This window comes from Mycobacterium sp. IDUB_17 (assembly GCF_055419465.1).
The window spans coordinates 118,967-144,016 of the sequence record NZ_JBVAXS010000008.1; the positions used below are offsets into that span (position 1 = coordinate 118,967).

Below are 25,050 nucleotides of genomic sequence, written 5' to 3' on the forward strand. Positions count from 1 at the left end.
GGAATTCCTGCCACCTACCCGGAAAGGTTGAAGTTGCCGGACGCGCCGTATACGGCCAGGGAGATGAAGAGCGTGATGGTGACGACGACGATCAGTGAGGTGCGCACGGCCTGACCGACCGCAATGCCCACACCAACCGGCCCGCCGGATGCGTTGTAGCCGTAATAGGTATGCACGAGCATCACCGCGATCGCCATCACGATCGCCTGCAGGAACGACCAGAGCAGGTCGCTGGGTATCAGGAACGTATTGAAGTAGTGGTCGTACAGACCCGCCGACTGACCGTTGATGAACACCGTGGTGAACCGCGCGGCGAAGAACGCGGCCAGCACTGACAGCGAGTACAGCGGCACGATCGCGATCAGGCCGGCCAGCAGTCGGGTCGAGACCAGATAGGACACCGCATGGACCGCCATCGCTTCGACGGCGTCGATCTCCTCGGCCACCCGCATCGCGCCGAGCTGAGCGGTGGCGCCCGCGCCGATCGTGGCGGCCAGGGCGATACCGGCGATCACCGGTGCCACGATGCGCACGTTGAGGAACGCCGACAGGAAGCCGGTCAGGGCCTCGATGCCGATGTTGCCGAGCGACGAGTAACCCTGCACCGCGATCACGCCACCGGAGGCCAGGGTGAGGAACGCCGCGACACCGACGGTTCCGCCGATCATGACCAGGGCGCCTGCGCCCATGGTCATCTCGGCTACCAGCCGGATGGTCTCCTTGCGGTAGCGGTTGACCGCGTTGGGCAGGTACCGCATGGTCTCGCCGTAGAACAGTGCCTGCTCGCCGATGTTGTCGACGGTCTTGGGCACACTGCGGAACAGCCGCCTGAAGCGGAGGGTGGCGTCATAGCTCATCGCACAAGCACCCGGACCCCGATAGCCGTCATGATCACGTTGATCACGAACAGGCAGATGAATGCGTAGACCACCGTTTCGTTCACTGCGTTACCGACACCCTTCGGGCCTCCTTTGACGGTCAACCCGCGGTAGCAGCCGACCAGGCCGGCCACCACGCCGAACAGCAGTGCCTTGATTTCGGCCAACACGAGCTCGCCGAGCCCGGTCAGCACGGTCAGGCCGTTGATGAAGGCGCCGGGGTTCACCCCCTGGAGAAATACCGAGAAGGCGTAGCCGCCGGCGATGCCGATCGCACAGACCAGGCCGTTGAGCAACAGCGCGACGAACATCGACGCCAGCACGCGGGGGACGACGAGCCGTTGGATCGGATCGATGCCAAGCACCCGCATGGCATCGATCTCTTCGCGGATGGTCCGGGCGCCCAGGTCGGCGCAGATCGCCGTGGCGCCTGCACCGGCCACCACCAGCACGGTCACCACCGGGCCGAGCTGGGTGATGGTGCCGAAGGCGGTGCCCGCGCCGGACAGGTCGGCAGCACCGATCTCGCGAAGGAGGATGTTGAGCGTAAACGCGACCAGGACCGTGAACGGGATGGCGACCAGCAGGGTCGGCACGAGCGAGACCCGGGCGATCATCCAGGTCTGATCCAGGAACTCCCTGAACTGGAACGGTCGACGGAACATCTTGGCGAAGGTGTCCAAGGACATCTCGACGAAGCCGCCCACGGCCCGGGCCGGAACCGCAAGCTGTTCGATCAACCTGGGCTCCGTTCTCGGGGTACTCGGATGGGGGAAAATTTTGCGGAAACTCGCGTTAGCGAAAAATTGACGGCCACATGTCGTGGCTGCCCTCCCACCCCTTGGTCTTATTGCGCTCTTAGTGAGCCGGATCATATTAACTAGAACATGTTCGCACTGTCAAAGAATTCAAATTATTAGCTTCAACAGCGGTTTTCCCAGCTCAGGACACGTTAGATGCACTAGCAACTAGAACTTGTTCCAGTTGCGTTAAACCACCCTCAACGAGACCGTCAGTCTCGTGAGGCCATCAGTTCGGTGGCCGAGAATCCACGTCCCAGGTCACGATCAGCAAAGTAATCGTGCAGTGTCCCGCTGAGGTCTGCCGGGTTCCAGGCATCGGAGTCCGCAGTGAAGTGCTTCTCCGCTGTGGGCGGCGCGACCAACGTGACAGTTGGACCATAGACGATGAACAGCTGAGCGTTGACGGCTTCGGACGCAGGCGAGGCCAGGAATCGGACCAGAGTGACGACGTGGTCGGTCGACAGGGGGTCTACCTGGCCGTCGGCAGCCTCGGGCGCGTCGCCGAAGACGCCGGCGGTCATGGCCGTGCGGGCCCGCGGCGCGATCGCGTTGGCCCGTACGCCGAAGCGCTCCAGGGCCCGGGCCGCCGACACCGTCAGCGCGGTGATGCCCGCCTTGGCGGCACCGTAGTTGGGCTGGCCGACCGGACCCGAGAGTCCGGCCTCCGACGAGGTGTTGATGATCCGGCCGTAGACGGTGCCATCCCCCGCCTTGGCCTTGTTGCGCCAGTAGACCGCGGCATTGCGGGTCAGCAGGAAGTGGCCGCGCAGGTGCACGGCAATGACCGCGTCCCACTCCTCGTCGCTCATGTTGAACAGGATCCGGTCGCGGGTGATGCCCGCGTTGTTGACGACGATGCTCAGACCACCCAGACCGTCGGCGGTCGCGACCAGCTCGTCGGCGGTCGAGCGCTGGCTGATGTCCCCCGCCACCGCGACACCCTTGGAGCCGGCGGCCGCGATCTCGTCGAGGACGTCAGAGGCATCCAGCGCACCGGCCATGTCGTTGACCACCACGGTGGCCCCGGCCTTGGCCAGGCCGATGGCCTCGGCGCGGCCCAGGCCTGCGGCCGCACCGGTGACCACGGCCACCTTTCCGGACAGATCAATCTGAGCGTCGTCAGTCATATTTATGAATACCTCTAGTCTTTTCGGATCAGGGCTGCCCGGGGGCATTCGGCGATGGACTGCTCGGCCAGATCCTCCTGGTCGGCAGGCACCGGATCGGCCTTGACCACGGCATAGTCGTCGTCATCAAGATCGAACAAATCGGGGGCAATACCCACGCACACCGCATTGCCTTCGCAGCGATCACGGTCAACTTCAACTCGCATGGCGACCTCCTCACAACGTGTGCGCACACGGGGCTGCGTGCGCGCAGCCACAGAATACGACCACACCTGACGGATACCAGTCCGACACCGGCCTGGATCCTAAGACTAGAACGTGTTACAACCAGGTGAGAACTCAGGTCTACCAAGCAGTGAGGATGCAACGGAATGCGGATCGGTTACACCCCCGAGCAGGAGGAGCTGCGCCGCGAGTTGCGCGCGTACTTCTCCAAGTTGATGACGCCCGAGCGCGTCGAGGCTCTCAGCTCGTCCGAGGGCGAGATGGGGCGAGGCAACGTCTACCGCGACACCGTCGCGCAGATGGGCAAGGACGGCTGGCTGACGCTGAGCTGGCCCAAGGAATACGGCGGCCAGGCCCGGCCGCCGATGGACGGGCTGATCTTCACCGACGAGGCAGCGATCGCCGGCGCCCCGGTGCCGTTCCTGACGATCAACAGCGTCGCGCCGACGATCATGCACTTCGGCACCGAGGAGCAGAAGAAGTTCTTCCTGCCCAAGATCGCCGCAGGCGAGCTGCACTTCGCGATCGGCTACTCCGAGCCGGGCGCGGGCACCGACCTGGCCGCGCTGCGGACCACCGCGGTGCGCGACGGCGATGATTACGTGGTCAACGGCCAGAAGATGTGGACCAGCCTGATCGCCTACGCCGATTACGTGTGGCTGGCCGTGCGCACCAACCCCGAGGCCAAGAAGCACCGCGGCATCTCGATGCTGATCATGCCGACCACCGCCGAGGGCTTCTCCTGGACGCCGGTGCACACCATGTCCGGCGTGGACACGAGCGCCACCTACTACCAGGACGTGCGCATCCCGGCCACCAACCTGGTCGGCGAGGAGAACGCCGGTTGGAAGCTCGTGACCAACCAGCTCAACCACGAGCGCGTCGCACTGGTGTCGTCGCAGCCGATCTACGTCGCGCTGGACGGGGTCCGCGAGTGGGCCCAGAACACCAAGGACGTGCACGGCAAGCGGGTGATCGACTCCGAGTGGGTGCAGCTGAACCTGGCCCGGGTGCACGCCAAGGCCGAAGTGCTCAAGCTGATCAACTGGGAGCTGGCCTCTGCCACTTCCGCCCCCTCGCCCGCGGACGCGTCGGCGGCCAAGGTGTACGGCACCGAGTTGGCCACCGAGGCCTACCGCCTGCTGATGGAGGTGCTGGGCACCGCGGCGACGCTGCGCCCGGACAGCAAGGGCGCGTTGCTGCGTGGCCGCATCGAGCGGTTCCACCGGTCGGCGCTGATCCTGACCTTCGGCGGCGGCACCAACGAGATTCAGCGTGACATCATCGGCATGGTCGCTTTGGGCCTGCCCAGGGTCAACCGGTAAGGACGGCACACCAATGGATTTCAAGACGACTGAAGAGGCCACCGATCTCGGCGGCCTGGTGCGCACGATCACCGAGTCGGTGTGCACGCCCGAACGCCAGCGTGAGCTCGACGGGCTCGAGCAACGCTTCGACGCCAATCTGTGGGCCAAGCTGGTCGAGGCCGACGTGCTGTCGGCCGCGGCACCGGAGTCGGTGGGCGGCGGCGGGTTGGGCGTGCTCGAGCAGACCGCCGTGCTGACCGCGCTGGGTCGCCAACTGGCCGCCGTGCCTTACCTGGATTCCGTGGTACTGGGCGCGGGCGCACTTGCCGCGTTCGGATCCGAGGCGCTGCGTTCCCAGTGGGCCCAGCCTGCGGTGGCCGGCGACAAGATCCTGGCGATCGCCCTCGACGGCGAGATGGGCCAGGGCCCGGTGCAAGCTACGGCCGACGGCTCGGGCTACAAGCTCACCGGTACCCGTACCCAGGTGAACTACGGGCCGGTGGCCGACGCGTTCCTGGTTCCGGCCGAAACCGAGTCCGGCGTCAGCGTTTTCCTGGTCTCCGGCGATGATCCCGGGGTGACGGTCAGCGTGCTGAGCACCACCGGCAAGGGCAGCGTCGCCCATCTGGAGCTGCAGGGCACCACGGTGGACGCCGCCCGCCTCGTCGGCGGCGCGGATGTGCTGCAGTGGCTGACCACGCATTCGGCGTTGGGCCACAGCGCCTTCCAGCTCGGTGTGGTGGAGCGGGCGCTGGAACTGACGTCCGAGTACGCCCGTGAGCGCGAGCAGTTCGACCGGCCGATCGGCAGCTTCCAGGCCGTCTCGGCTCGGCTGGCCGACGGCTACATCGACGTCAAGGGTCTGCGCCTGACGCTGACCCAGGCCGCCTGGCGGTTGTCCGAGGACCTGCCCGCCGACATCGATGTGGCCAGTGCGGCGTTCTGGGCGGCCGAGGCCGGCCATCGCGTAGCGCACACCGCGGTGCACGTGCACGGTGGTGTCGGCATCGACATGGACCACCCGGTGCACCGGTATTTCCTGGCCGCCAAGCAGACCGAGTTCGGTGTCGGCGGGGCAACCGGGCAGCTGCTGCGCATCGGCCGCGAACTCGCGGACACCCCGGTCTAGGGATGGGGGGTCCAACCGCCAGGCCGACCGTCACCGAGCTGCTGGTCCCGCTGGCCGAGGTCACCGATCATGGCCTTTACCAAGAGGATTCGTTCGTCAGCTGGGCCGACCACATCGCCGCCGGTGCACAACTGGCCGCGGCGCTGCGGGCACGGTTGGACCCCACCAAACCCCCGCACGTCGGGGCGCTACTCGGCAACACCACGTTCTTCTCCAGCCTGCTGGTGGCCGCGGGCCTGAACGGGCTGGTACCCGTCGGGCTCAACCAGACCCGCCGCGGTGAGGCACTCGCCCGCGACATCGCCAAGGCCGATTGTCAGCTGGTGCTGACCGACAATCCCGACGCGGTCCCGCCCGGGGTGGATTTCATCGATGTCGAATCTGCCGACTGGGCAGCCGAACTCGCGTCGTATCGGGACACCCCGGTGACGTTCGCCGAGTTGTCGGCCGACGACCTGTTCATGCTCATCTTCACCTCGGGAACCAGCGGCGACCCCAAGGCCGTTCGGGTCACCCACGACAAGGTGGCGTTTCCCGGCTGGATGCTGGCCGACCGGTTCGGGTTGGGTCCGGCCGACACCGTGTACCTGTCGATGCCACTGTTCCACTCCAACGCGATCATGGCCGGCTGGGCCGTCGCCGCCGCGGCCGGCGCGTCGATTGCGTTGCGGCGCAAGTTCTCCGCATCCGGTTTCATGCCCGACATCCGGCGCTACGGCGCCACCTACGCCAACTACGTCGGCAAGCCGCTGTCCTACATCCTGGCCACCGAACCGGCCCCCGACGATGCCGACAATCCGCTACGAATCCTCTACGGCAACGAGGGCGCGCAGCGGGATATCGGCCGGTTCGCCGAGCGGTTCGGGGTGACCGTGGTCGACGGATTCGGTTCCAGCGAGGGCGGTGTCGCGATCGCCCGCACCCCCGACACCCCCGAAGGCGCCCTCGGCCCGCTCACCGACCAGGTGGCGATCGTCGATGTGGACACCGGCGAGCCGTGCCCGCCCGGGGTGGTCGGCGAGTTGGTGAACCCGACCGGCGCGGGCTGGTTCCGCGGCTACTACAACGATCCCGACGCCGAGGCGGACCGGATGGCCGGCGGCGTCTACCACACCGGAGACCTGGCCTACGTCGACGAGAACGGCTACGCGCACTTCGCCGGGCGCCTCGGCGACTGGATGCGCGTCGACGGCGAGAACTTGGGAACCGCGCCGATCGAACGGATCCTGTTGCGCCACCCCGATGTCGCCGAGGTGGCGGTGTATCCGATTCCTGACCCAAACGTGGGCGATCAGGTGATGGCCGCGCTGGTGCTGGCCGGGGATGCGGTGTTCGACGCAGGCAAGTTCCGGGCGTTCCTGGCCGAGCAATCCGATCTGGGCCCCAAGCAGTGGCCGTCGTATGTCCGGATCGGCCCCGCGTTGCCGCGTACCGAGACGTTCAAGGTGATCAAGCGGCAGTTGACCGCCGAGGGCACCGAGTGCGCCGACCCGGTCTGGCCCATCTCCCGCTAACCACGCACCACGCAGCGGGTGCCGCTGTACACCGTCGGCATGCATTTCATGCAGTGCACACACAGCCCGGCGGCCGCCGTGCCGTCTTGAAATCGGTTGACCAGAGCGGGATCTCGCAGCAGCGCCCGGGCCATCGCGACGAACTCGAAGCTCTCGTCGAGTGCCGTCTGCACAGTGGCCAGCTCATTGATGCCGCCCAACAGGATGAGCGGCATGGTCAGCGCCTCACGGAACTGGCGAGCCAGCGGCAGGAAGAACGCCTCTTCGAAGGGATAGGTCTTGAACAGCCGCGGTCCGAGCACCCGCAGGCCCAACCCCACCACCGTGGGCTGGGAGGCGATGAACTCGTCGAGCGGTACATCGCCGCGGAAGTAGTACATCGGGTTCTGCAGGGAGCTGCCACCGGTCAGTTGCAGGGCGTCCAGATGCCCGTCGGCCTGCAACAGCTTCGCAGTGGGCAGGCTGCCGGTGAGCCAGAAGCCGCGGCGCACACCGTCGTCCATGTTGAATTTCGCGGTTACCGCGATGGACTCGCCGACCTCGGCGCGGACCCGCTCGGCGACGCGGCGGGCCAGTTCTGCGCGTCCGGCGGTGCTGCCGCCGTACTTGTCGCGGCGTTTGTTGAGGTTGGGGCTGAAGAACGAGCTCAGCAGGTAGCCGTGGCCCATGTGGATCTCGACAGCGTCGAACCCCGCCTCGACAGCGTTGCGGGCGGCCACGCCGAACTGGTCGACCACGGTGTCGAGCTGTTCCGGTGTGGCCGCCTTCACCAGCCCCATTGCCGGCGCACTGATCCGGGTACTCGGTGCGAGCGAGCGCGCGCGGTTGGACAGCGTATTGGCGACCAGACCTGCGTGTCCGATCTGGGCGCAGACCAGTGCCTTCTCCCGGTGCACCGCTTCGGTGAGCCGCCGCAGCGCGGGCACCGTCTCGACGTTGAGGACGACGGTGTCGCGATGCACCCGGCCGCCGGGCGAGATCGCGCAGTAGGCGACGGTGGTCATCGCCGCGCCGCCGCGGGCCACCTCGGTGTGGAAGTCGATCAGGTCATCGGTTACCTGGCCGCGGGGCATGACGCCCTCGAACGTCGCGGCCTTGATAAACCTGTTCTTGAGGGTCAACGGCCCCAGCTGCATCGGTGTGAACGGTTTCGATACCATTGGCATCGAAATATAGCAGCCACGCGGGAGACGGATCATGCATATCGCAGTAACCGGGGGCACCGGCTATCTCGGGGCCCACACCGTTCGACGCCTGCTGGAGGCGGGCCATCGCATCCGCCTGTTGGTCGCACCGGGTTGCGGTGACGACGAGGTGATCGGCCACCTCGCCGCACTCGGTGAGATGTCCGTACTCGAGGGCGACATCCGAGACAGCGATACGGTCGGGCGGCTGCTGTCGGGCTGCGACGCCCTGATCCATGCCGCGGGCATCGTCGGGACCGATCGGCGTCGCGAGCAGCTGATGTGGGAGATCAACGCGCACGCCACCGAGGCCGTGCTGAACCGCGCCGTCGAGGCCGGGCTCGACCCCATCGTCTCGGTCAGCAGCTACAGCTCACTATTCCCACCGCCGAACGGGGTGATCTCCGCCGACACCCCGCCGGCGCCGGGCCGCAGCCCCTACGCCCAGACCAAGGCCTATGCCGATCGGGTGGCCCGACGACTGCAAGATGCCGGGGCCCCGGTCGTGGTCACCTACCCGTCGAGCGTGGTGGGCCCGGCCTACTTCACCGCCGCCGGGGTCACCGAGCGGGGGTGGGCGCCGATCGTCAAAGCCGGTCTGGCGCCCCGGATGACCGGCGGCATGCAGATGATCGACGTGCGTGATGTCGCGCTGGTGCACGAGCGGCTGATGGCGCCGGGACGCGGACCCAAGCGTTATGTGTGCGGCGGCGTGATGGTGTCGTTCAACGAGATGATCGATGTGCTCGAACGAGGCGCCGGGCGCAAGATCCGACGAATCCCGCTGCCGGGGAGCGTTTTCCGCGGCATCGGCTGGTGCTCGGATCTGCTCGGCGGGGTGCTGCCGCTCGGTGACGGGATCAGCCACGAAGCGGCGCTGCTGCTGACCGCAGCCACCCCCACCGACGACAGGAGCACACTCGCCGATCTGGGTATCGAGGCGTGGCGTTCGCCGCAGGAAGCCATCTTGGCCTCATTCGGCCGGTGAGACACCCAGGGCCCGGCTGAGCAACCGCACCAGCTGCTGCTGGAGTTCGGGCGAATCGTCGTCGGTCGCCACCGTGGTGGTGAACAGCGCCGCCCCGGCCGCCATCGACAGCGCAGCCCTGGCTTCGGACTCCGATCCGTATCCCCTGGTGGCGAACATCTCGATAGCCGGCCCGCTGAACCCGTCCCACAGCGCCTTGCGCAGCGCGGCGTTCTCACGCAGCGCCAGCAGCAACCCGGGCACCGCCGCACTCACATCGGGACGGACGAACAGCTGATGACTGCCGCGCACCACCCAGTCGATCCAGCCGGCCAGATCGGTACCGGAAAACGGTGACATATCGGGTGATTCGCCGAGTATCGCGTGCAGCACCAATTCGGCTTTCGACGCCCACCGCCGGTTCAGGCTGGACCTGCCCACCCCGCAGCGCGCCGCGACCAGGCGGATGCTCAGGTCGTCCCAGCCCACCTCGACCAGCAGCCCACGCGTGGCCGCGAGCACCCGCTCGTCGATCGACGTGTCGCGTGGTCGCCCGGCCATTCCCCGATTCAACCGCATGGTCGCGCGGGTAGCGTCGAGGACGTGGGCTACCGCGAACACCATCCGCCGCCGCGCCTCGGCGAACTCGTGGAATGCCGGTGGGTCCGCACCGGCGCGGCAGCACCCGGCCGGGTTCTGCCTGACGGGTGCATGGACCTGATCCAGATGGACGGCACGATCGTCGTCGCCGGCCCCGACACCACGGCGTTCATCGCCGCGGGCGGACGGAATCCGGTGCAGGGGTTGCGGTTTCGGCCAGGGGCGCTGCCTCGGCTACTCGGCGTCCCGGCGTCCGAGCTGCGCGACACCCGGGTCGACCTGCGGGAACTGCACAGTATCGACCAGGGCGGCACACTCGAAGAGATTGCCGAAACGCTGGCATCCCAACCGCCCCGAGGCGAGACCGCGCCGTGGCCGCTGCCGGCGCTTCACGACATCACGCGCCGGCTGGCGGCCGGCGAATCGGTCACCGCGGCAGCACGGCACGTCGGCTGGTCGAACCGGACGGTGCAGCGGCAGTGCGCGGCCGTCTACGGCTACGGGCCGGCGACGCTGCGCCGCATTCTCCGGTTCCGTCGCGCGGTCGGGCTGATCGGCACCGGTCTGAGCGCCGGCACGGTCGCGGCACAGGCCGGGTATGCCGACCAGCCACACCTGCACCGCGAGGTCCGCGCCCTGGCCGGGGTCGGATTACGCCAGCTCCGTCAGCTTCCCAACGCCGCGAACAGGTCCACCGAGGTCCCGTCGGGATCTTCGACGGTGGCATAACGCTGCCCCCAGGGCGCGTCGAACGGTTTGAGCGTTCCCGGGTACCCGGCACCGGTGAGCCGCTCGTAGAGCTCGTCGACGTCGGCGGGAGCGTCGAGCCCGAAGGCCAACGCAACCCTTCCGGCCCCGGTCGGAGGTGTCCAGCCGGGATGCATTCCGGCGATCACCTCCTCGGTGTCGAACGCGAGCCGGCTTCCGCCGGGCAACGCCACCTCGACGTGCGGCCCGTCCGGCTGGGGAACCGCCAGTCCGAGGAGCCGGTAGAAGTCCAGGGATCGGGACAGGTCTCCGGTGACGATCTCGATGACGACCGAGTTCAGGTTCAACGACATACCCGCAGGTTAGAACGCAGGACCACCGTGAGTCGTGAACAGATCGGACAAGCTGTGCCTTTGTCGGACTGCCGGTACCGAGTAGGTTGGGCCTGACTGTTAGTTACTTGCCAGTAGGGAGTCCCCGATGCCCGCTCCGTCCGCCGCCGACTTCGCCCGCCTGCGCGCGCTCGTCGCCATCGAAGACGTCGAAGCCCGGCAGTCCAAGCCGATCGATGAGGTGTTCACCGGCAAGGAGCTGACCACCATCCCGGTCGGCACCGCCGAGGACGTGACTGCGGCCTTCGCCAAAGCCCGCGCCGCGCAGGCACAGTGGGCGCAGCGCCCGGTCAAGGAGCGCGCGGCCATCATCAAGCGTTTCGGCGCACTGCTGGCCGAGAATCGCGACTTCCTGATGGATGTGGCCCAGGCGGAAACCGGCAAGGCCCGCTCAGCCGCGCAGGAAGAGATCGTCGACATGATCTTGAACGCGGGCTACTACGCCCGTGAGGCGTCTCGGCTGCTGTCCACGAAGCGGGTGCAGGGCCTACTGCCGGGGTTCGTCAAGACCGTGGTCAACCACCACCCCAAGGGCGTCATCGGCGTGATCTCGCCCTGGAATTACCCGATGACCCTGTCGATCTCGGACTCGATCCCGGCCCTGCTGGCCGGGAATGCGGTGGTGGTCAAGCCGGACAGCCAGACCCCGTACTGCACGCTGGCCAACGCCGAACTGCTGTATCAGGCCGGGCTGCCGCGCGACCTGTTCGCGGTCGTGCCCGGGCCGGGCTCGGTGGTCGGCACCGCGATCGTCGAGAACTGCGACTACATGATGTTCACCGGTTCGACGGCCACCGGGCGGGCACTCGCCGAGCAGTGCGGCCGCCGGTTGATCGGGTTCTCCGCCGAACTCGGCGGCAAGAACCCGATGATCGTCACCAAGGGCGCCAACCTGAAGGTGGCCGCCAAGGCCGCCACCCGCGCCTGCTTCTCGAATGCCGGTCAGCTGTGCATCTCGATCGAACGGATTTACGTCGAGAAAGCCGTCGCCGACGAGTTCACCGCCAAGTTCGCCGAGCAGGTCCGCAACATGAACCTGTCGGCGGCCTACGACTTCACCGCCGACATGGGCAGCCTGATCTCCGAAGATCAGATCAAGACGGTGTCCGGTCATGTCGATGATGCGAAAGCCAAGGGCGCCACGGTGGTTGCCGGCGGCAATGCGCGTCCCGACATCGGCCCGCTGTTCTTCGAGCCGACCGTGCTGACCGGTGTCACCGACGAGATGGAATGCGCGCGCAACGAGACCTTCGGCCCGCTGGTGTCGATCTACCCGGTCGACTCCGTTGCCGAGGCCGTCGAGAAGGCCAACGACACCGAGTACGGCCTCAACGCCAGTGTGTGGGCCGGATCGAAGTCCGAGGGTGAGGCGATCGCTGCCCGGATCAATTCCGGCACGGTCAATGTCGACGAGGGCTACGCCCTGGCGTTCGGCAGCACCGCGGCCCCGATGGGCGGTATGAAGGCCTCCGGTGTCGGACGCCGCCATGGCGCCGACGGGATCCTCAAGTACACCGAATCCCAGACCGTCTCCACCGCGCGGGTGATCAACCTTGATCCGCCGCTGGGGATCTCGCAGACGGTGTGGCAGAAGGCGCTCACCCCGATGATCCGGGCGCTGCAGAAGCTGCCCGGTCGCTAGACGACGCCGGTGCTCAGGCGACAGTTCTTCCGGTCAGGCGCGGCCGTGATCGGTGCGGCCCTGGCGACGGGGTGCACCGAACCCGCCCGCCAGGAGAGTGACCCCGCCGGCGGGGATCAACGCACCTGGCGGATGCCCGACGAGGGTGACCCGCACAAACGGACCTGGATGGCTTTCGGCGCGAGCGAGGCGATCTGGGGTGCCGCGCTGCTGCCCGAGGTACGCCGCAACCTGGGGACGATCGCCCGGACGATCGCACAGTTCGAGCCGGTCACCATGCTGGTCCGCGCCGAGGACCGCGATCTGGCACGCGAGATTGTCGGGCCCACTGTGGAATTGGTGGAGGCACCGCTCGACGATCTGTGGATGCGGGATACCGGACCGGTATTCGTGACGGGCAACGGGACGAAGGCCGGCGTCAACTTCAACTTCAACGGCTGGGGCGAGAAGCAGGACTTCGATCACGACGCCGATGTTGCCGACTTCGTGGCGGCCCGGGCCGGTGTCGAGGCGCTACCCACCGACCTCGTCCTCGAGGGCGGTGGCATCGAGGTGGACGGCGACGGCACCGCACTGATCACGGAGAGTTGCGTGCTCAATGCGAACCGGAACCCACGATGGTCGAAAGCCGATGTCGAGGACGAGCTACGGCCGCTGCTCGGGCTCGACAAGATCATCTGGCTGCCCGGCATCGCGGGCAAGGACATCACCGACGGCCACACCGACTTCTATGCGCGCTTCGCCCGGCCCGGGGTGGTCGTTGCCGGATTCGATCCGGACCCGGCATCCTGGGACCACGACGTGACCGCACGCCATCTCGACATCCTCAGGCAAGCGACCGACGCGAAAGGCCGGCCACTCGACGTCGTGGTCATCGATGGCCCCGATACGGTCCGGCCGGAGTTCGAATCCGACGACTTCGCGGCCGGCTACATCAACTTCTACGTCTGCAACGGCGGTGTGATCGCCCCTGAATTCGGCGATCCGGAAGCCGACACCGCGGCCAGGCAGAAATTGGAGCAGCTCTTCCCCGACCGCCGTGTCGTGCAGATCAACATCGACGGCATCGCGGCCGGCGGCGGCGGCATCCACTGCACCACGCAACAGGAGCCTGCCGACTAGGTCAGGGCAACCGGCGGTACACCTCGAACGCCAGGCACAGTTCGGCGATGTCCCGCGGCCGGTTCAGGGACTTGCCGGTGTGTTCCTCGATGCGGTGCAAGCGGTGCCGCGCGGTGTTGGGGTGGACGAAGAGCCTGGCTGCGGTCTCGTTCGTGGAGCCGCCGGCGTCCAGCCATGCCTCGAACGTCTCGGTCAGCGTGGCCCGTTCTTCAGGGGGCAGGCCGTCGAGCGCGCCGAGCATGTCGCGGCTGATCCGCTGCATGACGTCAGGGGCGGCGACCGCCGCCACGGCCAGCGGCGAATCGTCGAAAACCCGGACCAGGCCGTCGTCGGAAACCTTGCCTGCGATCGCCAGTCGGGCGAACCGCAACGCCTCCCCCGTCTCGGACAGGTCGCGGAACGACGGGCTCACGCCGACCCGTGCCGACGCCAGCCCCCGCAGCACCTCCAGCAGGTCCTCGTGTGCCGACGGCCTGCGCAGATGAACGATGCCCACCTGCAGATCCGGCAACAGCCTCCAGGCCGATTTGATGTCGCGGGCGTCCAGGCGATTCTCGATCTCGGGCAATCCGGTCCGGCCGATACTCGGAACCTGCGCCGCCACAACGACATACGGCCCGGTCGTGGGAAGGCGCAGGATGTCGGCGGCATCCCACAGATTCTGGGTGTCGGTGATCCGGCCCATGAGGATCGCCTCGACCAACGCCGAGCGCTCCTCCTCCTTGCCGAGCACCTGCCGGGCGAGCTCCTGTCGGTAGGCCCCGGTCATCGCCTGGGTGAAGGTCTCCTGCGCGATGAGGATCTGGGATGCGGCGGCCAAGATGGACTCCGCGGGTATGCCGAGCTTCTTCGCCTCGGCCAGTGACGCCTCCCAGATGAAACGGAAGCCCACCCGGTAGGCCGACATCACCGCGACGAGCGGCACGCCGGCGACGGCGCGCTGCACGCCCACGTCCTCGGCGGCGGACACGTCGGCATCACCGGCACCAGTCAGCGCTTCCAACATGTAGGACATCTGCAACAGGCAACTGCGGTGCAGCTCGTCAGACGTCACTATCCCGGCGTTCGTGGCGTAGAAGCTGACTGCTTCACGGATGGCCTCGCCCATCGCGTCGGCCAGTTCGTCGGCACGCGCGACCATGGTCTTGACGAGCAGCGCGATGTGCGGATCGAGCGGCACAACAGCCATAACGCCACGATAAGACCACCGGGCCCGGTGATGTGGGCGCTCACACCACAACGACCTCAACGTTGTGGCCGGCCCCATGGAGTTCACACCTCGCCGGCTCCACGCTTGATCTATCGGAAAACCGCCAGATCAACGGAGCCAGCCTTGTCCAACCTCAGCCTGAATCTCGTGGCCGCCGCGCAGCGGGTGCCACAACGCCCCGCACTGCGGTGCGGGGAGACCACCGCGAGCTATGCCCAGTTCGCCAGTGCCGCTGCCCGGGTAGCTACCTTCCTCGACCGGGCCGGCATCGAACCCGGCGACCGGGTCGGCATCATGCTGCCGAACAGCCCGGCATTCGCGCTGATCTTCTACGGCATCATGAGCCGCGGCGCCGTCGCGGTGCCGATGAACCCACTGCTCAAAGCCCGCGAGATCGAGTTCTACCTGTCCAACACCGGCGCCAAGGCCTTGTTCGCGACACCGGCCTTCGCCGGGGAGGCGACCACGGGTGCCGTCGCGGCAGCGGCCACCGTCTGGCTGGTCGACGACGCTTCGCTGGACGAACTGATCGAGGGCCTGCCCGAGCAGGCCGTCCCGGTTTCCCGCGAGGACGACGACACCGCGGTCGTGCTCCACACTTCGGGCACCACCGGAAAGCCCAAGGGCGCCGAACTGACCCACGGCGGGCTGCACCGCAATGCCGAAGTGACTATGCGCACGCTGGTCCAGATCGGCCAAGACGACGTCATCATGGGCGCCCTGCCGCTGTTCCATGTGTTCGGCCTGACGTGCGGTCTGCAGTGCGCGGTCCTGGCCGGCGCGACTCTGGCCCTGATCCCGCGGTTCGACCCGGACGCTGTGATTCAGATGATCGAGCGCTTCGGCGTCACCGTCTTCGAAGGTGTGCCGACGATGTACTCGGCGCTACTCGCGGTGGCACCGGAGTACCCCGAGTCGGCCACCGCGACCCTACGGGTCTGCGCTTCCGGCGGCGCCGCACTACCGGTGCAGGTGCTGGCCGATTTCGAGAAGCGGTTCGGCTGCCAGGTTCTGGAGGGCTACGGACTGTCCGAGACCTCTCCGGTCGCGTGCTTCAACCATCCCGACAAGGTCCGCAAGGCGGGTTCGATCGGTACCCCGATCGAGGGTGTCGAGATGCGCGTCGTCGACGACGACGGGCGCGAGCTTCCTGCGGGTGAGGCCGGCGAAGTCCAGGTCCGCGGCCACAACGTCATGAAGGGCTACTGGAACCTGCCCGAGGCGACCGCCCAGGCGATCTCGGCCGACGGTTGGTTCTCCACCGGCGACATCGGCAAGACCGATTCCGACGGCCTGTTCTACATCGTCGATCGTAAGAAGCAGTTGATCATCCGCGGCGGGCTGAACATCTATCCGCGCGAGATCGAAGAGGTTCTCTACGAACACCCGGCGGTCGCCGAGGCCGCCGTCATCGGCATCCCGCACGACACCCTCGGCGAGGAAGTCGGTGCGGCCGTCGCCCTCAAGACCGGTGCCGAGGCCGAACCAGAGGAACTGCGCGACTTCGTCAAGCGACAGGTCGCCGCCTACAAGTACCCCCGCCGCGTCTGGATCGTCGATGCCCTTCCCAAGGGGCCCACCGGAAAGATCCAGCGCCGCGACATCACAGTCCCCGCCACTCCCGAAGAAAGCACACGATAGACATGCCCGAGAACACCCGATTCGACGAACTGGCAGCACCTCTGGACCTGCTGCTGATCAACTCGACCCGCAGCTTCGCCGGCCGGATGATGCCGAACGCATCGTGGGCTCGGATGGGCCGCAGCCTGGCCGGTAAGCCACGCACGGTGGTCGGTCACGTCGGCCTGCTGGCCCGGGAACTGGCCTCGATCGCCGCGGGCAACTCCGACCGCGCCCCGGCCCGCGCCGACAAGCGGTTCAGCGATCCGGCCTGGCAGGGCAATCCACTGATGCAGCGCGCCATGCAGTCCTACCTGGCGGCCGCCGAGACCGCCGAAAAGCTCTTCGAGGCAGCCGATCTGGATTGGCGTGACCGCGACAAGATGCGTTTCGTGCTGGACAACCTGGTCGAGGGGATCTCCCCGAGCAACAACCCGGTGATGAGCCCGCTGGGCTGGAAGGCCCTGGTCGACACCGGCGGTCTGTCCGCGGTCCGTGGCCTCAAGGCGTTTGCCCGCGACATGTCCGCCAAGCCGCGAGTTCCCGCGATGGTCGGCCCGGACGCGTTCGCGGTCGGCGAGACGGTCGCGGTCACCAGCGGCGCCGTGGTGCTCAAGACCCGGATGTTCGAACTGATCCACTACACGCCGCAGACCCCGACCGTGCACAAGGTCCCGCTGCTGATGGTGCCGCCGGTGATCAACAAGTACTACATCATGGACATCGCTCCCGGCCGCAGCATGATCGAGTACTTCGTCGAGCAAGGCCATCAAGTCTTCACCATCTCGTGGCGCAACCCCTCTGCCCGGCACAAGGATTGGGGATTCGATGCCTACGGTTCCGCCATCATCGAGGCACTGGACGCGGTTCGCACGATTGCCGATACCGACAGCGCCCACCTCTTCGCGACCTGCTCGGGCGGCATCCTCGCTTCGATGGTGGCCGCGCACCTGAACGAGATCGGCGAGGGCGACAAGATCGCCGGGCTGACGTTGGGCGTGACCGTGCTCGACCAGGATCAGGCCGGCTTCGCGTCAGCTGCCATGAGCGAGCGCGCCGCCCACGCCGCCATCCGCGCATCGGAGCGGCAGGGCTACCTCGACGGCCGCGCGATGGCCGAGATGTTCGCGTGGCTGCGCCCCACCGACCTGGTGTGGCGGTACTGGGTGAACAACTACGTCCAGGGCCGCACCCCTGCCGCATTCGACGTGTTGTTCTGGAACGCCGACACCACCCGGATGACCGCCGCACTGCACCGGGACATGGTGTTGATGGGCGTGCACAATTCGCTGACGAAGGCGGGATCGGTCACCATGCTCGGCAGCAAGATCGACCTCGGCAAGATCACCAACGACGCCTACGTGATCGGCGGCCTCGCCGACCACATCTGCCCGTGGCAGGCCACCTACCGCAGTGCCCAGTTGCTCGGCAGCAAGGACAACACGTACGTGCTGTCCACCAGCGGACACATCGCGGCCCTCGTCAACCCGCCGGGCAATCCGAAGGCGACGTTCCGCGCCGGACCGGTCGACGAGACCGAGGCCAATGACTGGGCTGCCGACAACGATCCGCACAAAGACTCGTGGTGGCCGCACTATTCGGCCTGGCTGGCCGAGCGCAGCGGAGGACAGGTCGATGCACCACAGGCCCTCGGTGGGCCGGGCTTCCCGCCGCTGTGCCCCGCCCCTGGCACCTACGTCCACGAGAGCTGACATGGCAGAGACATACGTGGCCGCCGGCGGACAACGCATCCGCGTGGACGTCCGGCAAGGTACCGGGGTGCCACTGGTGCTGTGTAACGGCATCGGCGCCAGCCTCGATGTCCTGGAACCGCTTGTCACCCACCTCAACCCGGACAGCACCGTGATCCGGTTCGATGTGCCCGGCACGGGCGGGTCCCCGACTTCGGTGCTGCCGTACGGGTTCCCTTATCTGGCCTGGGTTCTGGGCCGGGTGCTGACAAAGCTGGGCTACAGCGTGGTCGATGTCCTGGGCCTGTCGTGGGGCGGGGCCCTGGCCCAACAGTTCGCCTTCCAGAATCCGCGCCGGTGCCGCAGGCTCGTCCTGGTCTCCACCGGAACCGGGGTGATCATGGTGCCGGCGCACCCACGGGTACTGGCAAAGATGCTGACGCCCAAGCGGTTCACCGATCCCGATTACATCGCCTCGATCGCGGGCGACCTGTACGGCGGCACCGTGCGCGAGCACGGCTACGACGTTGCCAAGATCTTCGGCAGCCAGCTGCACGCCGGCTCCAAAGTGGGCTACTTGCACCAGTTGCTCGCCGGATCGGTCTGGACCAGCTTGTTCGCACTCCCGGCGATCCGCCAGCCCGCCCTCGTGATGGCCGGCACCGATGACCCGATCATCCCGGTGGTCAACGCGCACATCCTTAACCGCCTGCTGGGCCACTCCCGGCTGCACCTGCACTCGGGCGGACACATCGACCTGGTCACCAACGCAGCCGAACTCGCCCCGGTGATCGACACCTTCTTGACCGAACCCGGCGAGAGAGCCTGAGACCCCACAAAATGGCCGGCACCACGGTGTAACCCACGGGCCGGGCGGAGCGGCTACCGGGGACGTCGTGCGACGACCGCGAAGTTCAGCGGGATCCGTGGCACCCCGGGCGGCAGGGTCCAGCCTTCGGTGCACGGCACGAGAGCGGGGAACGCCGGCCAGTCCATGTAGGGCAGCTCGGCGAACGACTCGATGACGAGCCCGGCCTGCAGCAAGGCCGTGACGACTTCGGACAGGTCGTGGCGCCATTCATGGTTGCGCACATGGGCAACCTGACCGGCCGAGTCTTCGGTGTATGTCCCTGGGTCGTCGTACGTTCGGACTCCGCCGCCGCTGAGGTAGTCGTCGGTGATATCCCACGGCTCGAAGTCCATCGCACCGAGGATCGGATGGTCGTCGCGGATCAGGAACACTCCACCCGGCTCGAGCAGATCGTGGATCGACCGGGCCCAGTTGGCGAGTTCGGGCAGCCACACGATGGTCCCGGCACTGGTCACCACGGTCTCGAAGCGTCGGTGGATCAACGTCGACGCGAACCGCGCGTCGCCCTCGACCCAGGTGATCTCACGGCCGTCGGCCTCGGCGATCCTGGCCGCGTGCCGCAACGAGTTCGGCGACAGGTCGACGCCGTGCACATCGCGGGCTCCCAGCCGCGCCCACGACACGGTGTCGGTGCCGATGTGACACTGCAGGTGCAGCAGGGACCGACCCTTCACGCCGGTGTCCGGCAGGTGTGGCGCGAGCACCTCGAGGTCGTTGAGCACGACCCGCGAGATATCGGTGGGGTCGGCCAGAAACCCTGCCACGTCGTACATCTGGGACCGGGCGTGGACATCGGCCCGGTCGTCCCAGTTGGCACGGTTCGCGGCAAGCGCGTCCTGATCATTCACCGCCTCGACCCTACCGGCGGACACCAGACACACATCGAGCCTGCGGTCAGATCGCGAAATCCGGAGAAATCGCGATCTGGACGCAGGCTCGGCGCGCTACGCGCAGACTCAGCTTCCGGCGATACCGTCGAGGCGCTTGGTGGCCGCCTCGAAACCGCTCACCAGCTCGCCGATGATGTCGGCGGCCGGGCGGATCTCGTTCATCCGGCCCACGATCTGGCCGACCGGCATCGCGACCGCGGTCGGGTCATCGGACAGGCTCATCCGCTGATGCGCCTCGCCGACCAGGATGTTCTGCAACGGCATCGGCAGCGCTTCGGGGGCGTCCGGTGCGTCCCAGGCGTCGGTCCAGCGGCTCTTCAGGATCCGGGCGGGCTTGCCGGAGTAGATCTTTCGGCGCACGGTGTCGGCGGAGGTGGCGTTCAGCAATGCCTCCTGGATCACCGAGGCACCCGACTCGCGACGCACGCCCAGGTCGTATTCGGCCGCGGTGAGGAATGCCGAACCCATCCACACACCCTGAGTACCGAGCGCCAGGGCCGCGGCCACCTGCCGGCCGCTGCCGATCCCGCCGGCGGCAAGCACCGCGGCCTTACCGTCGACGGCGTCGACGATCTCCGGCCACAACACCACCGAGCCGATCTCACCGGTGTGCCCGCCGGCCTCCTGCCCCTGGGCGATCACGATGTCGACCCCGTTGGCGACGTGGCTGAGCGCGTGCTTCGCGCTGCCGGCCAGCGCGGCCACCGGAACGCCTGCCGCATGCGCCTGCTCGATGACGTCATTGGGCGGTGAGCCCAGCGCGTTTGCGATCAGCTTGATCGGATGGCGCAACGCCACCTCGACATGGGTTCGCGCCACAGAGTGCAGCCAGCCCAGCACACCGGTGTTGTGCTCACCCTCCGCGGGGAGCGGCGGAACACCAAGATCGGCAAGGGTTTTCGCGACGAAGTCGCGGTGAGCCTGCGGGATGAGCTTGTCGATGTCGACGGCGCTGCCCTCGGTGGGGACCTTGTTGGGCATCACGATGTCGACGCCGTACGGCTTGCCGTCGGTGTTGGCGTCCATCCAGGACAGCACGTTTTCCAGCTCGTCGGGATCGTTGAACCGCACACAGCCCAGCACACCCAGGCCGCCGGCGCGGCTGACCGCGGCGGCCACCTTCTCCGACGGCGTGAACGCGAAGATCGGGTATTCGATCCCGAACCGTTCGCACAGATCAGTCTTCATCACTTCGCTCCCACGTGGTTTGCGTGCACCTCGTCAGCGGCCCGCTCCTCGGTGGTGTCCTTGGCCCACCGGTAATCGGGCTTGCCCGCCGGTGAGCGCTTGACCTCGTCGACCAGCCACAGGCTGCGCGGCACCTTGTATCCCGCGATCTCGCTGCGCACGAACGCGTCGAGATCGGCCAGGGTCGGGCGAGCCCCGTCGCGCGGCTGCACGACAGCGGCGACGTGCTGGCCGAAGCGCTCGTCGGGCACGCCCACCACGAGCGCGTCGAACACATCCGGGTGGCCCTTGAGCGCGGCCTCGACCTCTTCGGGGTAGATCTTCTCGCCACCGCTGTTGATCGACACCGAGCCGCGGCCCAGCATGGTCACGCTGCCGTCGGCCTCGACCTCGGCGTAGTCGCCGGGGATGGCGTACCGGACACCGTTGTAGGTCCGGAACGTCTCGGCCGTCTTCTTCTCGTCCTTGAAGTAGCCGACCGGAATGTGGCCGCACTTGGCGATGATGCCGCGCACGCCCGAGCCCGGGACGACCTCGTTGCCGTCTTCGTCGAGCACCTTGGTGGTCTTGTCGATGGTGACGCGCGGACCGCCGGTGTGCGACTGGCCCTTGGCCACGATGCTGGTACCGCCGAAACCGGTCTCCGAGGAGCCGATCGAATCGGTGATGATCCGGTTGGGCAGCAGCTCGAGGAACTTCTCCTTGAGGCTCGTCGAGAACAGGGCCGCGGTGCTGGCGAGCAGGAACAGGCTCGACAGGTCGTACTCGTTCCCCGCATCTTGGTGGGCCAACAACGCATCGAGCAGCGGCCGGGCCATCGCGTCACCGGTGAAGAACAGCAGGTTGATCTTGTGCTCGTGGATCATCCGCCACGCGGCGTCGGCGTCGAACTCCGGCATCAGCACCACGGTGTGGCCGGTGAACAAAGCCATCCAGGTGGCCGACTGGGTCGCGCCGTGGATCATCGGCGGGATGGGGAGCCGGATCATCGGCGGGTTGGCGACGGCCTGCTTGGACAGGTCGTATTCGTCGGCGATGGGCTCGCCGGTGGCGAAGTCGGTGCCGCCGAACAGAACCCGGTAGATGTCCTCGTGACGCCACATGACGCCCTTGGGGAAACCGGTGGTGCCGCCGGTGTAGAGCAGGTAGATGTCGTCGGCGCTGCGCGGGCCGAAGTCACGCTCGGGCGAGCTGTCGGCGATCGCCGAGTAGAACTCGACGCCACCGTAGCGCTGGAAGTCGTTGTCGGACCCATCGTCGACAACGAGGATCGTCTTCAGCAACGGCAACTCGGGCAGCACGTTCGCGACGCGGTCGGAGTACTGGCGCTCATGGATCAACGCGACCATGTCCGAGTTCTCGAACAGGTACTTCAGCTCGCCCTCGACGTAGCGGAAGTTGACGTTGACCAGGATCGCCCCGGCCTTCACGATGCCCAGCATCCCGATCACGATCTCGATGCGGTTGCGGCAGTACAGGCCGACCTTGTCGTCCTTCTTGACGCCCTGGGAGATCAGGTAGTGGGCCAGGCGGTTGGCCTTCTCCTCCAACTGCGCATAAGTCAGCTGTTCGTCGCCACAAATCAGCGCGACACGGTCAGGCACAGCGTCGATGGCGTGCTCGGCAAGATCGGCAATATTCAGAGCCACAGAACCTAAACTAGAACGTGTTACATTTCGATACAAGTCTGGGTCGAAAATGCAGAGAGGCTGACACCCGTGAGCGATACCGAAAAGGGGCCCGACGCCCTCATTGAGCAGCGCGGACACACCCTGATCCTGACGCTGAACCGGCCCGAGGCGCGCAACGCGCTTTCCACCGAGATGCTCTCGATCATGGTCGAGGCCTGGGACCGCGTCGACAACGATCCGGAGATCCGCACCTGCATCCTCACCGGCGCCGGCGGGTACTTCTGCGCCGGCATGGATCTCAAGGGCGCGACCAAGAAGCCGCCGGGTGATTCCTTCAAGGACGGCAGCTACGACCCGTCACGTATCGACGGCCTACTCAAGGGCCGCCGGCTCACCAAGCCGCTGATCGCCGCGGTCGAAGGCCCCGCCATCGCCGGTGGCACCGAGATCCTGCAGGGCACCGACATCCGCGTCGCCGGCGAGAGTGCCAAGTTCGGCATTTCCGAGGCCAAGTGGAGCCTGTACCCGATGGGCGGTTCGGCCGTGCGCCTCGTGCGCCAGATTCCCTACACCATCGCGTGCGACATGCTGCTGACCGGACGGCACATCACCGCCGCCCAGGCGCTCGAGTACGGCCTGATCGGTCACGTCGTCCCGGACGGCACCGCGCTGGAGAAGGCTCTGGAGATCGCCGAGGTGATCAACAACAACGGCCCGCTGGCCGTGCAGGCCATCCTCAAGACCATCCGCGAGACCGAGGGCATGCACGAGAACGACGCATTCAAGCCCGACACCGCCAACGGCATCCCGGTGTTCCTGTCCGCCGACGCCAAGGAGGGCCCGCTGGCCTTCAAGGAGAAGCGCGCGCCGGTGTTCCAGATGAAGTAGTCGTCGCCCCCGAAGGCAAAACTGAGGCCCTGCTCGATGTTTCGAGCAGGGCCTCAGTTCTTTTCGGGCTCTCAGCGCGCTAACGCCAATGCCCGGGAGGCGGCGGCGGACCCCAACGCCCCGGCGGCGGGGGCGGCGGACCCCAGAACGGCGGAGGCGGGGGCGGCGGACCCCAGAACGGCGGAGGTGGGGGTGGTGGCCCCCAGAAGGGTGGCGGGGGCGGCGGAGGAGGCGGACCCCACGGCCGCAACGGCGGCGCGGGCATCGAAGACAGCGGGGCCGGCCCCCCGGCTTGCAGGCTCGTCGGCGCCCCGACCGGTGCCGCACCGGCCTGGCCGGCGATTCCGATCGCTCCGGCCAGCAGCGCCCCACCCAGCACCACCCCACTCATCAGAGTTCGCCCAGTTGAATGTCGTGCCATCACGTGCACCCTTCAATCGTCTCGTCACATCCCCCGATATTGCGAGACTATCTAATTAGATGGGCTATGCGAAACCTGTGAACGACCTTGCACAGCGAACACTTAACTAGGACATAGTGATACACAGTCAGCTGAGCCGAGTGTGGAACCACTGCGAGGTCCCGGCCGAAACCTCGCAACCAGTTCACACTCGCGGCACGCCGGCGGCCGCAATCCGCTTGATGATGTCGGCGTCCCCGTCGATCTTGGTCACCCGGATATCGGTCCACCCCAGACGGGTGACCGCTTCCGCCTTGCGGATGTCGCGATTGAACCGGCGAGGGTCGGTGCGATGCTGATCGCCCTCGTAGTCGGCGGCCACTTTGACGTCCTCCCAGCCCATGTCGAAAACGCCTACCAATACCCCGAATTCGTCGTAAACCGGGATCTGCGTCCGCGGCCGCGGAAATCCGGCGCGGACGACCAGTAGGCGCAACCAGGATTCTCGAGGGGATTCGGCGCCCGGATCAACAAGGTCGAGCGCTCGACGCGCGTTCCTGATTCCACGGCGTCCGCAGTACCTGTCGACGAGCGGTTCCACGTCGGCCGTCGTCAATCCCGTGGCGTTGGCCAGGGCGTCGATCAGCGCCACCGCCTCGTCGATGGGGTATCTGCAGGCCAGGTCCAGTGCGGTGCGGGCAGGTGTGGTCACCCGCATGCCGTTGATCAATTCGATCTCGTCGTCGCCGAAGGTATCGCTCCATACGCGAATTCCCCTGGGAGAATAGCGATTGCCGTAGATCAACTCGGCCGGCCGACGAGCATCCAGCCACTTGGCGCCGTGCAGGGCCGAAGCCGACCGCCCCGCGACGATGCCACGGCCTCCCGACCACAGCCATGCCGCCTGAGCCCTGGCCTTTGCGGTCAACTCGGTTCCGCGGGATACATGAACTCCGGGGAAGACCGCGAAGTAGCGACTGCGCAGCCGATAGGGCGTCAACCGGCCGGCCGCAACAGCTTTACTACCGATGAATGGCTCCCCCATGGGCGGAGTGTGCCGCCA

At 67.0% G+C, this 25,050-nt stretch carries 24 protein-coding genes; 11 read left to right on the forward strand and 13 right to left on the reverse strand.

The genetic code is table 11. From position 1 onward, the window contains the following. Positions 1-14: 14 nt before the first annotated feature. From ACZYZ7_RS28820 to ACZYZ7_RS28835, 4 genes are all read right to left on the reverse strand, one after another. Complete coding sequence (locus ACZYZ7_RS28820; RefSeq protein WP_135452328.1) at positions 15-857, reverse strand: ABC transporter permease; 843 nt, start codon at positions 855-857, stop codon at positions 15-17. Next, on the reverse strand, positions 854-1,618 hold the full coding sequence (locus ACZYZ7_RS28825) for an MlaE family ABC transporter permease (RefSeq protein ID WP_135452326.1): 765 nt from the start codon (positions 1,616-1,618) through the stop codon (positions 854-856). Before ACZYZ7_RS28825 ends, ACZYZ7_RS28820 begins: the two co-directional genes overlap by 4 nt. Positions 1,619-1,890: 272 nt before the next feature. Continuing rightward, a complete protein-coding gene (locus tag ACZYZ7_RS28830; protein ID WP_135452324.1) occupies positions 1,891-2,808 on the reverse strand; it encodes a 3-oxoacyl-ACP reductase in 918 nt (305 codons plus the stop codon). A gap of 14 nt (positions 2,809-2,822) precedes the next feature. Continuing rightward, the gene (locus ACZYZ7_RS28835; protein ID WP_064933094.1) at positions 2,823-3,014 is read right to left on the reverse strand and encodes a ferredoxin; all 192 of its coding nucleotides are present in this window, start codon (positions 3,012-3,014) and stop codon (positions 2,823-2,825) included. A gap of 165 nt (positions 3,015-3,179) precedes the next feature. Here ACZYZ7_RS28835 and ACZYZ7_RS28840 point away from each other — a divergent pair, with 165 nt between their 5' ends. The 3 genes from ACZYZ7_RS28840 to fadD17 are packed head-to-tail and all read left to right on the forward strand — an operon-like array spanning position 3,180 to position 6,983. Further along, positions 3,180-4,358, forward strand: a complete 1,179-nt coding sequence (locus ACZYZ7_RS28840; protein ID WP_463742307.1) for an acyl-CoA dehydrogenase family protein — start codon at positions 3,180-3,182, stop codon at positions 4,356-4,358. Positions 4,359-4,371: 13 nt separating this feature from the next. Next, a complete protein-coding gene (locus ACZYZ7_RS28845; protein WP_463742308.1) occupies positions 4,372-5,469 on the forward strand; it encodes an acyl-CoA dehydrogenase family protein in 1,098 nt (365 codons plus the stop codon). A 2-nt stretch (positions 5,470-5,471) separates the two neighbouring features. Then, complete coding sequence (gene fadD17 / locus ACZYZ7_RS28850) at positions 5,472-6,983, forward strand: long-chain-fatty-acid--CoA ligase FadD17 (protein WP_463742309.1); 1,512 nt, start codon at positions 5,472-5,474, stop codon at positions 6,981-6,983. On the opposite strand, the gene ACZYZ7_RS28855 is transcribed toward fadD17, so the two are convergent. Beyond that, positions 6,980-8,143: an NADH:flavin oxidoreductase gene (locus ACZYZ7_RS28855; protein WP_463742362.1), complete on the reverse strand. Its 1,164-nt coding sequence runs from the start codon at positions 8,141-8,143 to the stop codon at positions 6,980-6,982. The genes fadD17 and ACZYZ7_RS28855 overlap by 4 nt on opposite strands. Before the next feature lie 37 nt (positions 8,144-8,180). Here ACZYZ7_RS28855 and ACZYZ7_RS28860 point away from each other — a divergent pair, with 37 nt between their 5' ends. Next, positions 8,181-9,155 (forward strand): NAD-dependent epimerase/dehydratase family protein, encoded by a 975-nt coding sequence (locus tag ACZYZ7_RS28860; protein WP_463742310.1) that lies wholly within the window; start codon positions 8,181-8,183, stop codon positions 9,153-9,155. Here ACZYZ7_RS28860 and ACZYZ7_RS28865 read toward each other — a convergent pair. Beyond that, on the reverse strand, positions 9,141-9,695 hold the full coding sequence (locus tag ACZYZ7_RS28865; RefSeq protein WP_463742311.1) for a helix-turn-helix domain-containing protein: 555 nt from the start codon (positions 9,693-9,695) through the stop codon (positions 9,141-9,143). The genes ACZYZ7_RS28860 and ACZYZ7_RS28865 overlap by 15 nt on opposite strands. A gap of 42 nt (positions 9,696-9,737) precedes the next feature. Here ACZYZ7_RS28865 and ACZYZ7_RS28870 point away from each other — a divergent pair, with 42 nt between their 5' ends. Continuing rightward, complete coding sequence (locus tag ACZYZ7_RS28870) at positions 9,738-10,463, forward strand: DUF6597 domain-containing transcriptional factor (RefSeq protein ID WP_463742312.1); 726 nt, start codon at positions 9,738-9,740, stop codon at positions 10,461-10,463. Here the strand turns inward: ACZYZ7_RS28870 and ACZYZ7_RS28875 are convergent. Continuing rightward, positions 10,400-10,795: a VOC family protein gene (locus ACZYZ7_RS28875; protein ID WP_463742313.1), complete on the reverse strand. Its 396-nt coding sequence runs from the start codon at positions 10,793-10,795 to the stop codon at positions 10,400-10,402. The two genes, ACZYZ7_RS28870 and ACZYZ7_RS28875, sit on opposite strands and share 64 nt — an antisense overlap. Positions 10,796-10,922: 127 nt before the next feature. Here ACZYZ7_RS28875 and ACZYZ7_RS28880 point away from each other — a divergent pair, with 127 nt between their 5' ends. Continuing rightward, complete coding sequence (locus tag ACZYZ7_RS28880; RefSeq protein ID WP_463742314.1) at positions 10,923-12,476, forward strand: succinic semialdehyde dehydrogenase; 1,554 nt, start codon at positions 10,923-10,925, stop codon at positions 12,474-12,476. Between the two features lie 9 nt (positions 12,477-12,485). Then, entirely contained in the window at positions 12,486-13,598 is a 1,113-nt protein-coding gene (locus ACZYZ7_RS28885) for an agmatine deiminase family protein (RefSeq protein ID WP_463742315.1), read from the forward strand. 1 nt (position 13,599) lies between these two features. Here the strand turns inward: ACZYZ7_RS28885 and ACZYZ7_RS28890 are convergent, their stop codons facing one another. Beyond that, complete coding sequence (locus ACZYZ7_RS28890) at positions 13,600-14,787, reverse strand: PucR family transcriptional regulator (protein ID WP_463742316.1); 1,188 nt, start codon at positions 14,785-14,787, stop codon at positions 13,600-13,602. Between the two features lie 144 nt (positions 14,788-14,931). Between ACZYZ7_RS28890 and ACZYZ7_RS28895 the strand changes: the two genes are divergently transcribed. The 3 genes from ACZYZ7_RS28895 to phaZ are packed head-to-tail and all read left to right on the forward strand — an operon-like array spanning position 14,932 to position 18,948. Then, on the forward strand, positions 14,932-16,449 hold the full coding sequence (locus ACZYZ7_RS28895; RefSeq protein ID WP_463742317.1) for a long-chain-fatty-acid--CoA ligase: 1,518 nt from the start codon (positions 14,932-14,934) through the stop codon (positions 16,447-16,449). A gap of 2 nt (positions 16,450-16,451) precedes the next feature. Continuing rightward, the gene (locus ACZYZ7_RS28900; protein WP_463742318.1) at positions 16,452-18,140 is read left to right on the forward strand and encodes a PHA/PHB synthase family protein; all 1,689 of its coding nucleotides are present in this window, start codon (positions 16,452-16,454) and stop codon (positions 18,138-18,140) included. Between the two features lies 1 nt (position 18,141). Continuing rightward, on the forward strand, positions 18,142-18,948 hold the full coding sequence (gene phaZ / locus ACZYZ7_RS28905; RefSeq protein WP_463742319.1) for a poly(3-hydroxyalkanoate) depolymerase: 807 nt from the start codon (positions 18,142-18,144) through the stop codon (positions 18,946-18,948). Positions 18,949-19,001: 53 nt separating this feature from the next. Here the strand turns inward: phaZ and ACZYZ7_RS28910 are convergent, their stop codons facing one another. From ACZYZ7_RS28910 to ACZYZ7_RS28920, 3 genes are all read right to left on the reverse strand, one after another. Continuing rightward, the gene (locus ACZYZ7_RS28910; RefSeq protein WP_463742320.1) at positions 19,002-19,838 is read right to left on the reverse strand and encodes a class I SAM-dependent methyltransferase; all 837 of its coding nucleotides are present in this window, start codon (positions 19,836-19,838) and stop codon (positions 19,002-19,004) included. Positions 19,839-19,946: 108 nt separating this feature from the next. Continuing rightward, on the reverse strand, positions 19,947-21,068 hold the full coding sequence (locus ACZYZ7_RS28915) for an NAD(P)H-dependent flavin oxidoreductase (protein ID WP_135452295.1): 1,122 nt from the start codon (positions 21,066-21,068) through the stop codon (positions 19,947-19,949). Then, complete coding sequence (locus ACZYZ7_RS28920) at positions 21,068-22,753, reverse strand: acyl-CoA synthetase (protein WP_210115463.1); 1,686 nt, start codon at positions 22,751-22,753, stop codon at positions 21,068-21,070. Before ACZYZ7_RS28920 ends, ACZYZ7_RS28915 begins: the two co-directional genes overlap by 1 nt. A gap of 33 nt (positions 22,754-22,786) precedes the next feature. On the opposite strand from ACZYZ7_RS28920, the gene ACZYZ7_RS28925 reads away from it, so the two are divergent. Then, on the forward strand, positions 22,787-23,587 hold the full coding sequence (locus ACZYZ7_RS28925; RefSeq protein WP_135452291.1) for a crotonase/enoyl-CoA hydratase family protein: 801 nt from the start codon (positions 22,787-22,789) through the stop codon (positions 23,585-23,587). Positions 23,588-23,666: 79 nt separating this feature from the next. Here the strand turns inward: ACZYZ7_RS28925 and ACZYZ7_RS28930 are convergent, their stop codons facing one another. Then, positions 23,667-24,008: a hypothetical protein gene (locus ACZYZ7_RS28930; protein WP_463742321.1), complete on the reverse strand. Its 342-nt coding sequence runs from the start codon at positions 24,006-24,008 to the stop codon at positions 23,667-23,669. A gap of 184 nt (positions 24,009-24,192) precedes the next feature. Continuing rightward, positions 24,193-25,032, reverse strand: coding sequence for a hypothetical protein (locus tag ACZYZ7_RS28935; RefSeq protein WP_463742322.1), 840 nt, complete (start codon positions 25,030-25,032; stop codon positions 24,193-24,195). Positions 25,033-25,050: the final 18 nt, after the last annotated feature.

What these genes read in the sequence shown, in the direction of transcription:
- ACZYZ7_RS28820 (WP_135452328.1), bottom strand. Translation starts at nt 857, where the DNA reads ATGAGCTATGACGCCACCCTCCGCTTCAGGCGGCTGTTCCGCAGTGTG.
- ACZYZ7_RS28830 (WP_135452324.1), bottom strand. Translation starts at nt 2,808, where the DNA reads ATGACTGACGACGCTCAGATTGATCTGTCCGGAAAGGTGGCCGTGGTC.
- ACZYZ7_RS28835 (WP_064933094.1), bottom strand. Translation starts at nt 3,014, where the DNA reads ATGCGAGTTGAAGTTGACCGTGATCGCTGCGAAGGCAATGCGGTGTGC.
- ACZYZ7_RS28840 (WP_463742307.1), top strand. Translation starts at nt 3,180, where the DNA reads ATGCGGATCGGTTACACCCCCGAGCAGGAGGAGCTGCGCCGCGAGTTG.
- ACZYZ7_RS28845 (WP_463742308.1), top strand. Translation starts at nt 4,372, where the DNA reads ATGGATTTCAAGACGACTGAAGAGGCCACCGATCTCGGCGGCCTGGTG.
- fadD17 (WP_463742309.1), top strand. Translation starts at nt 5,472, where the DNA reads ATGGGGGGTCCAACCGCCAGGCCGACCGTCACCGAGCTGCTGGTCCCG.
- ACZYZ7_RS28855 (WP_463742362.1), bottom strand. Translation starts at nt 8,143, where the DNA reads ATGGTATCGAAACCGTTCACACCGATGCAGCTGGGGCCGTTGACCCTC.
- ACZYZ7_RS28860 (WP_463742310.1), top strand. Translation starts at nt 8,181, where the DNA reads ATGCATATCGCAGTAACCGGGGGCACCGGCTATCTCGGGGCCCACACC.
- ACZYZ7_RS28865 (WP_463742311.1), bottom strand. Translation starts at nt 9,695, where the DNA reads ATGGCCGGGCGACCACGCGACACGTCGATCGACGAGCGGGTGCTCGCG.
- ACZYZ7_RS28875 (WP_463742313.1), bottom strand. Translation starts at nt 10,795, where the DNA reads ATGTCGTTGAACCTGAACTCGGTCGTCATCGAGATCGTCACCGGAGAC.
- ACZYZ7_RS28880 (WP_463742314.1), top strand. Translation starts at nt 10,923, where the DNA reads ATGCCCGCTCCGTCCGCCGCCGACTTCGCCCGCCTGCGCGCGCTCGTC.
- ACZYZ7_RS28890 (WP_463742316.1), bottom strand. Translation starts at nt 14,787, where the DNA reads ATGGCTGTTGTGCCGCTCGATCCGCACATCGCGCTGCTCGTCAAGACC.
- ACZYZ7_RS28900 (WP_463742318.1), top strand. Translation starts at nt 16,452, where the DNA reads ATGCCCGAGAACACCCGATTCGACGAACTGGCAGCACCTCTGGACCTG.
- phaZ (WP_463742319.1), top strand. Translation starts at nt 18,142, where the DNA reads ATGGCAGAGACATACGTGGCCGCCGGCGGACAACGCATCCGCGTGGAC.
- ACZYZ7_RS28915 (WP_135452295.1), bottom strand. Translation starts at nt 21,068, where the DNA reads ATGAAGACTGATCTGTGCGAACGGTTCGGGATCGAATACCCGATCTTC.
- ACZYZ7_RS28930 (WP_463742321.1), bottom strand. Translation starts at nt 24,008, where the DNA reads ATGGCACGACATTCAACTGGGCGAACTCTGATGAGTGGGGTGGTGCTG.
- ACZYZ7_RS28935 (WP_463742322.1), bottom strand. Translation starts at nt 25,032, where the DNA reads ATGGGGGAGCCATTCATCGGTAGTAAAGCTGTTGCGGCCGGCCGGTTG.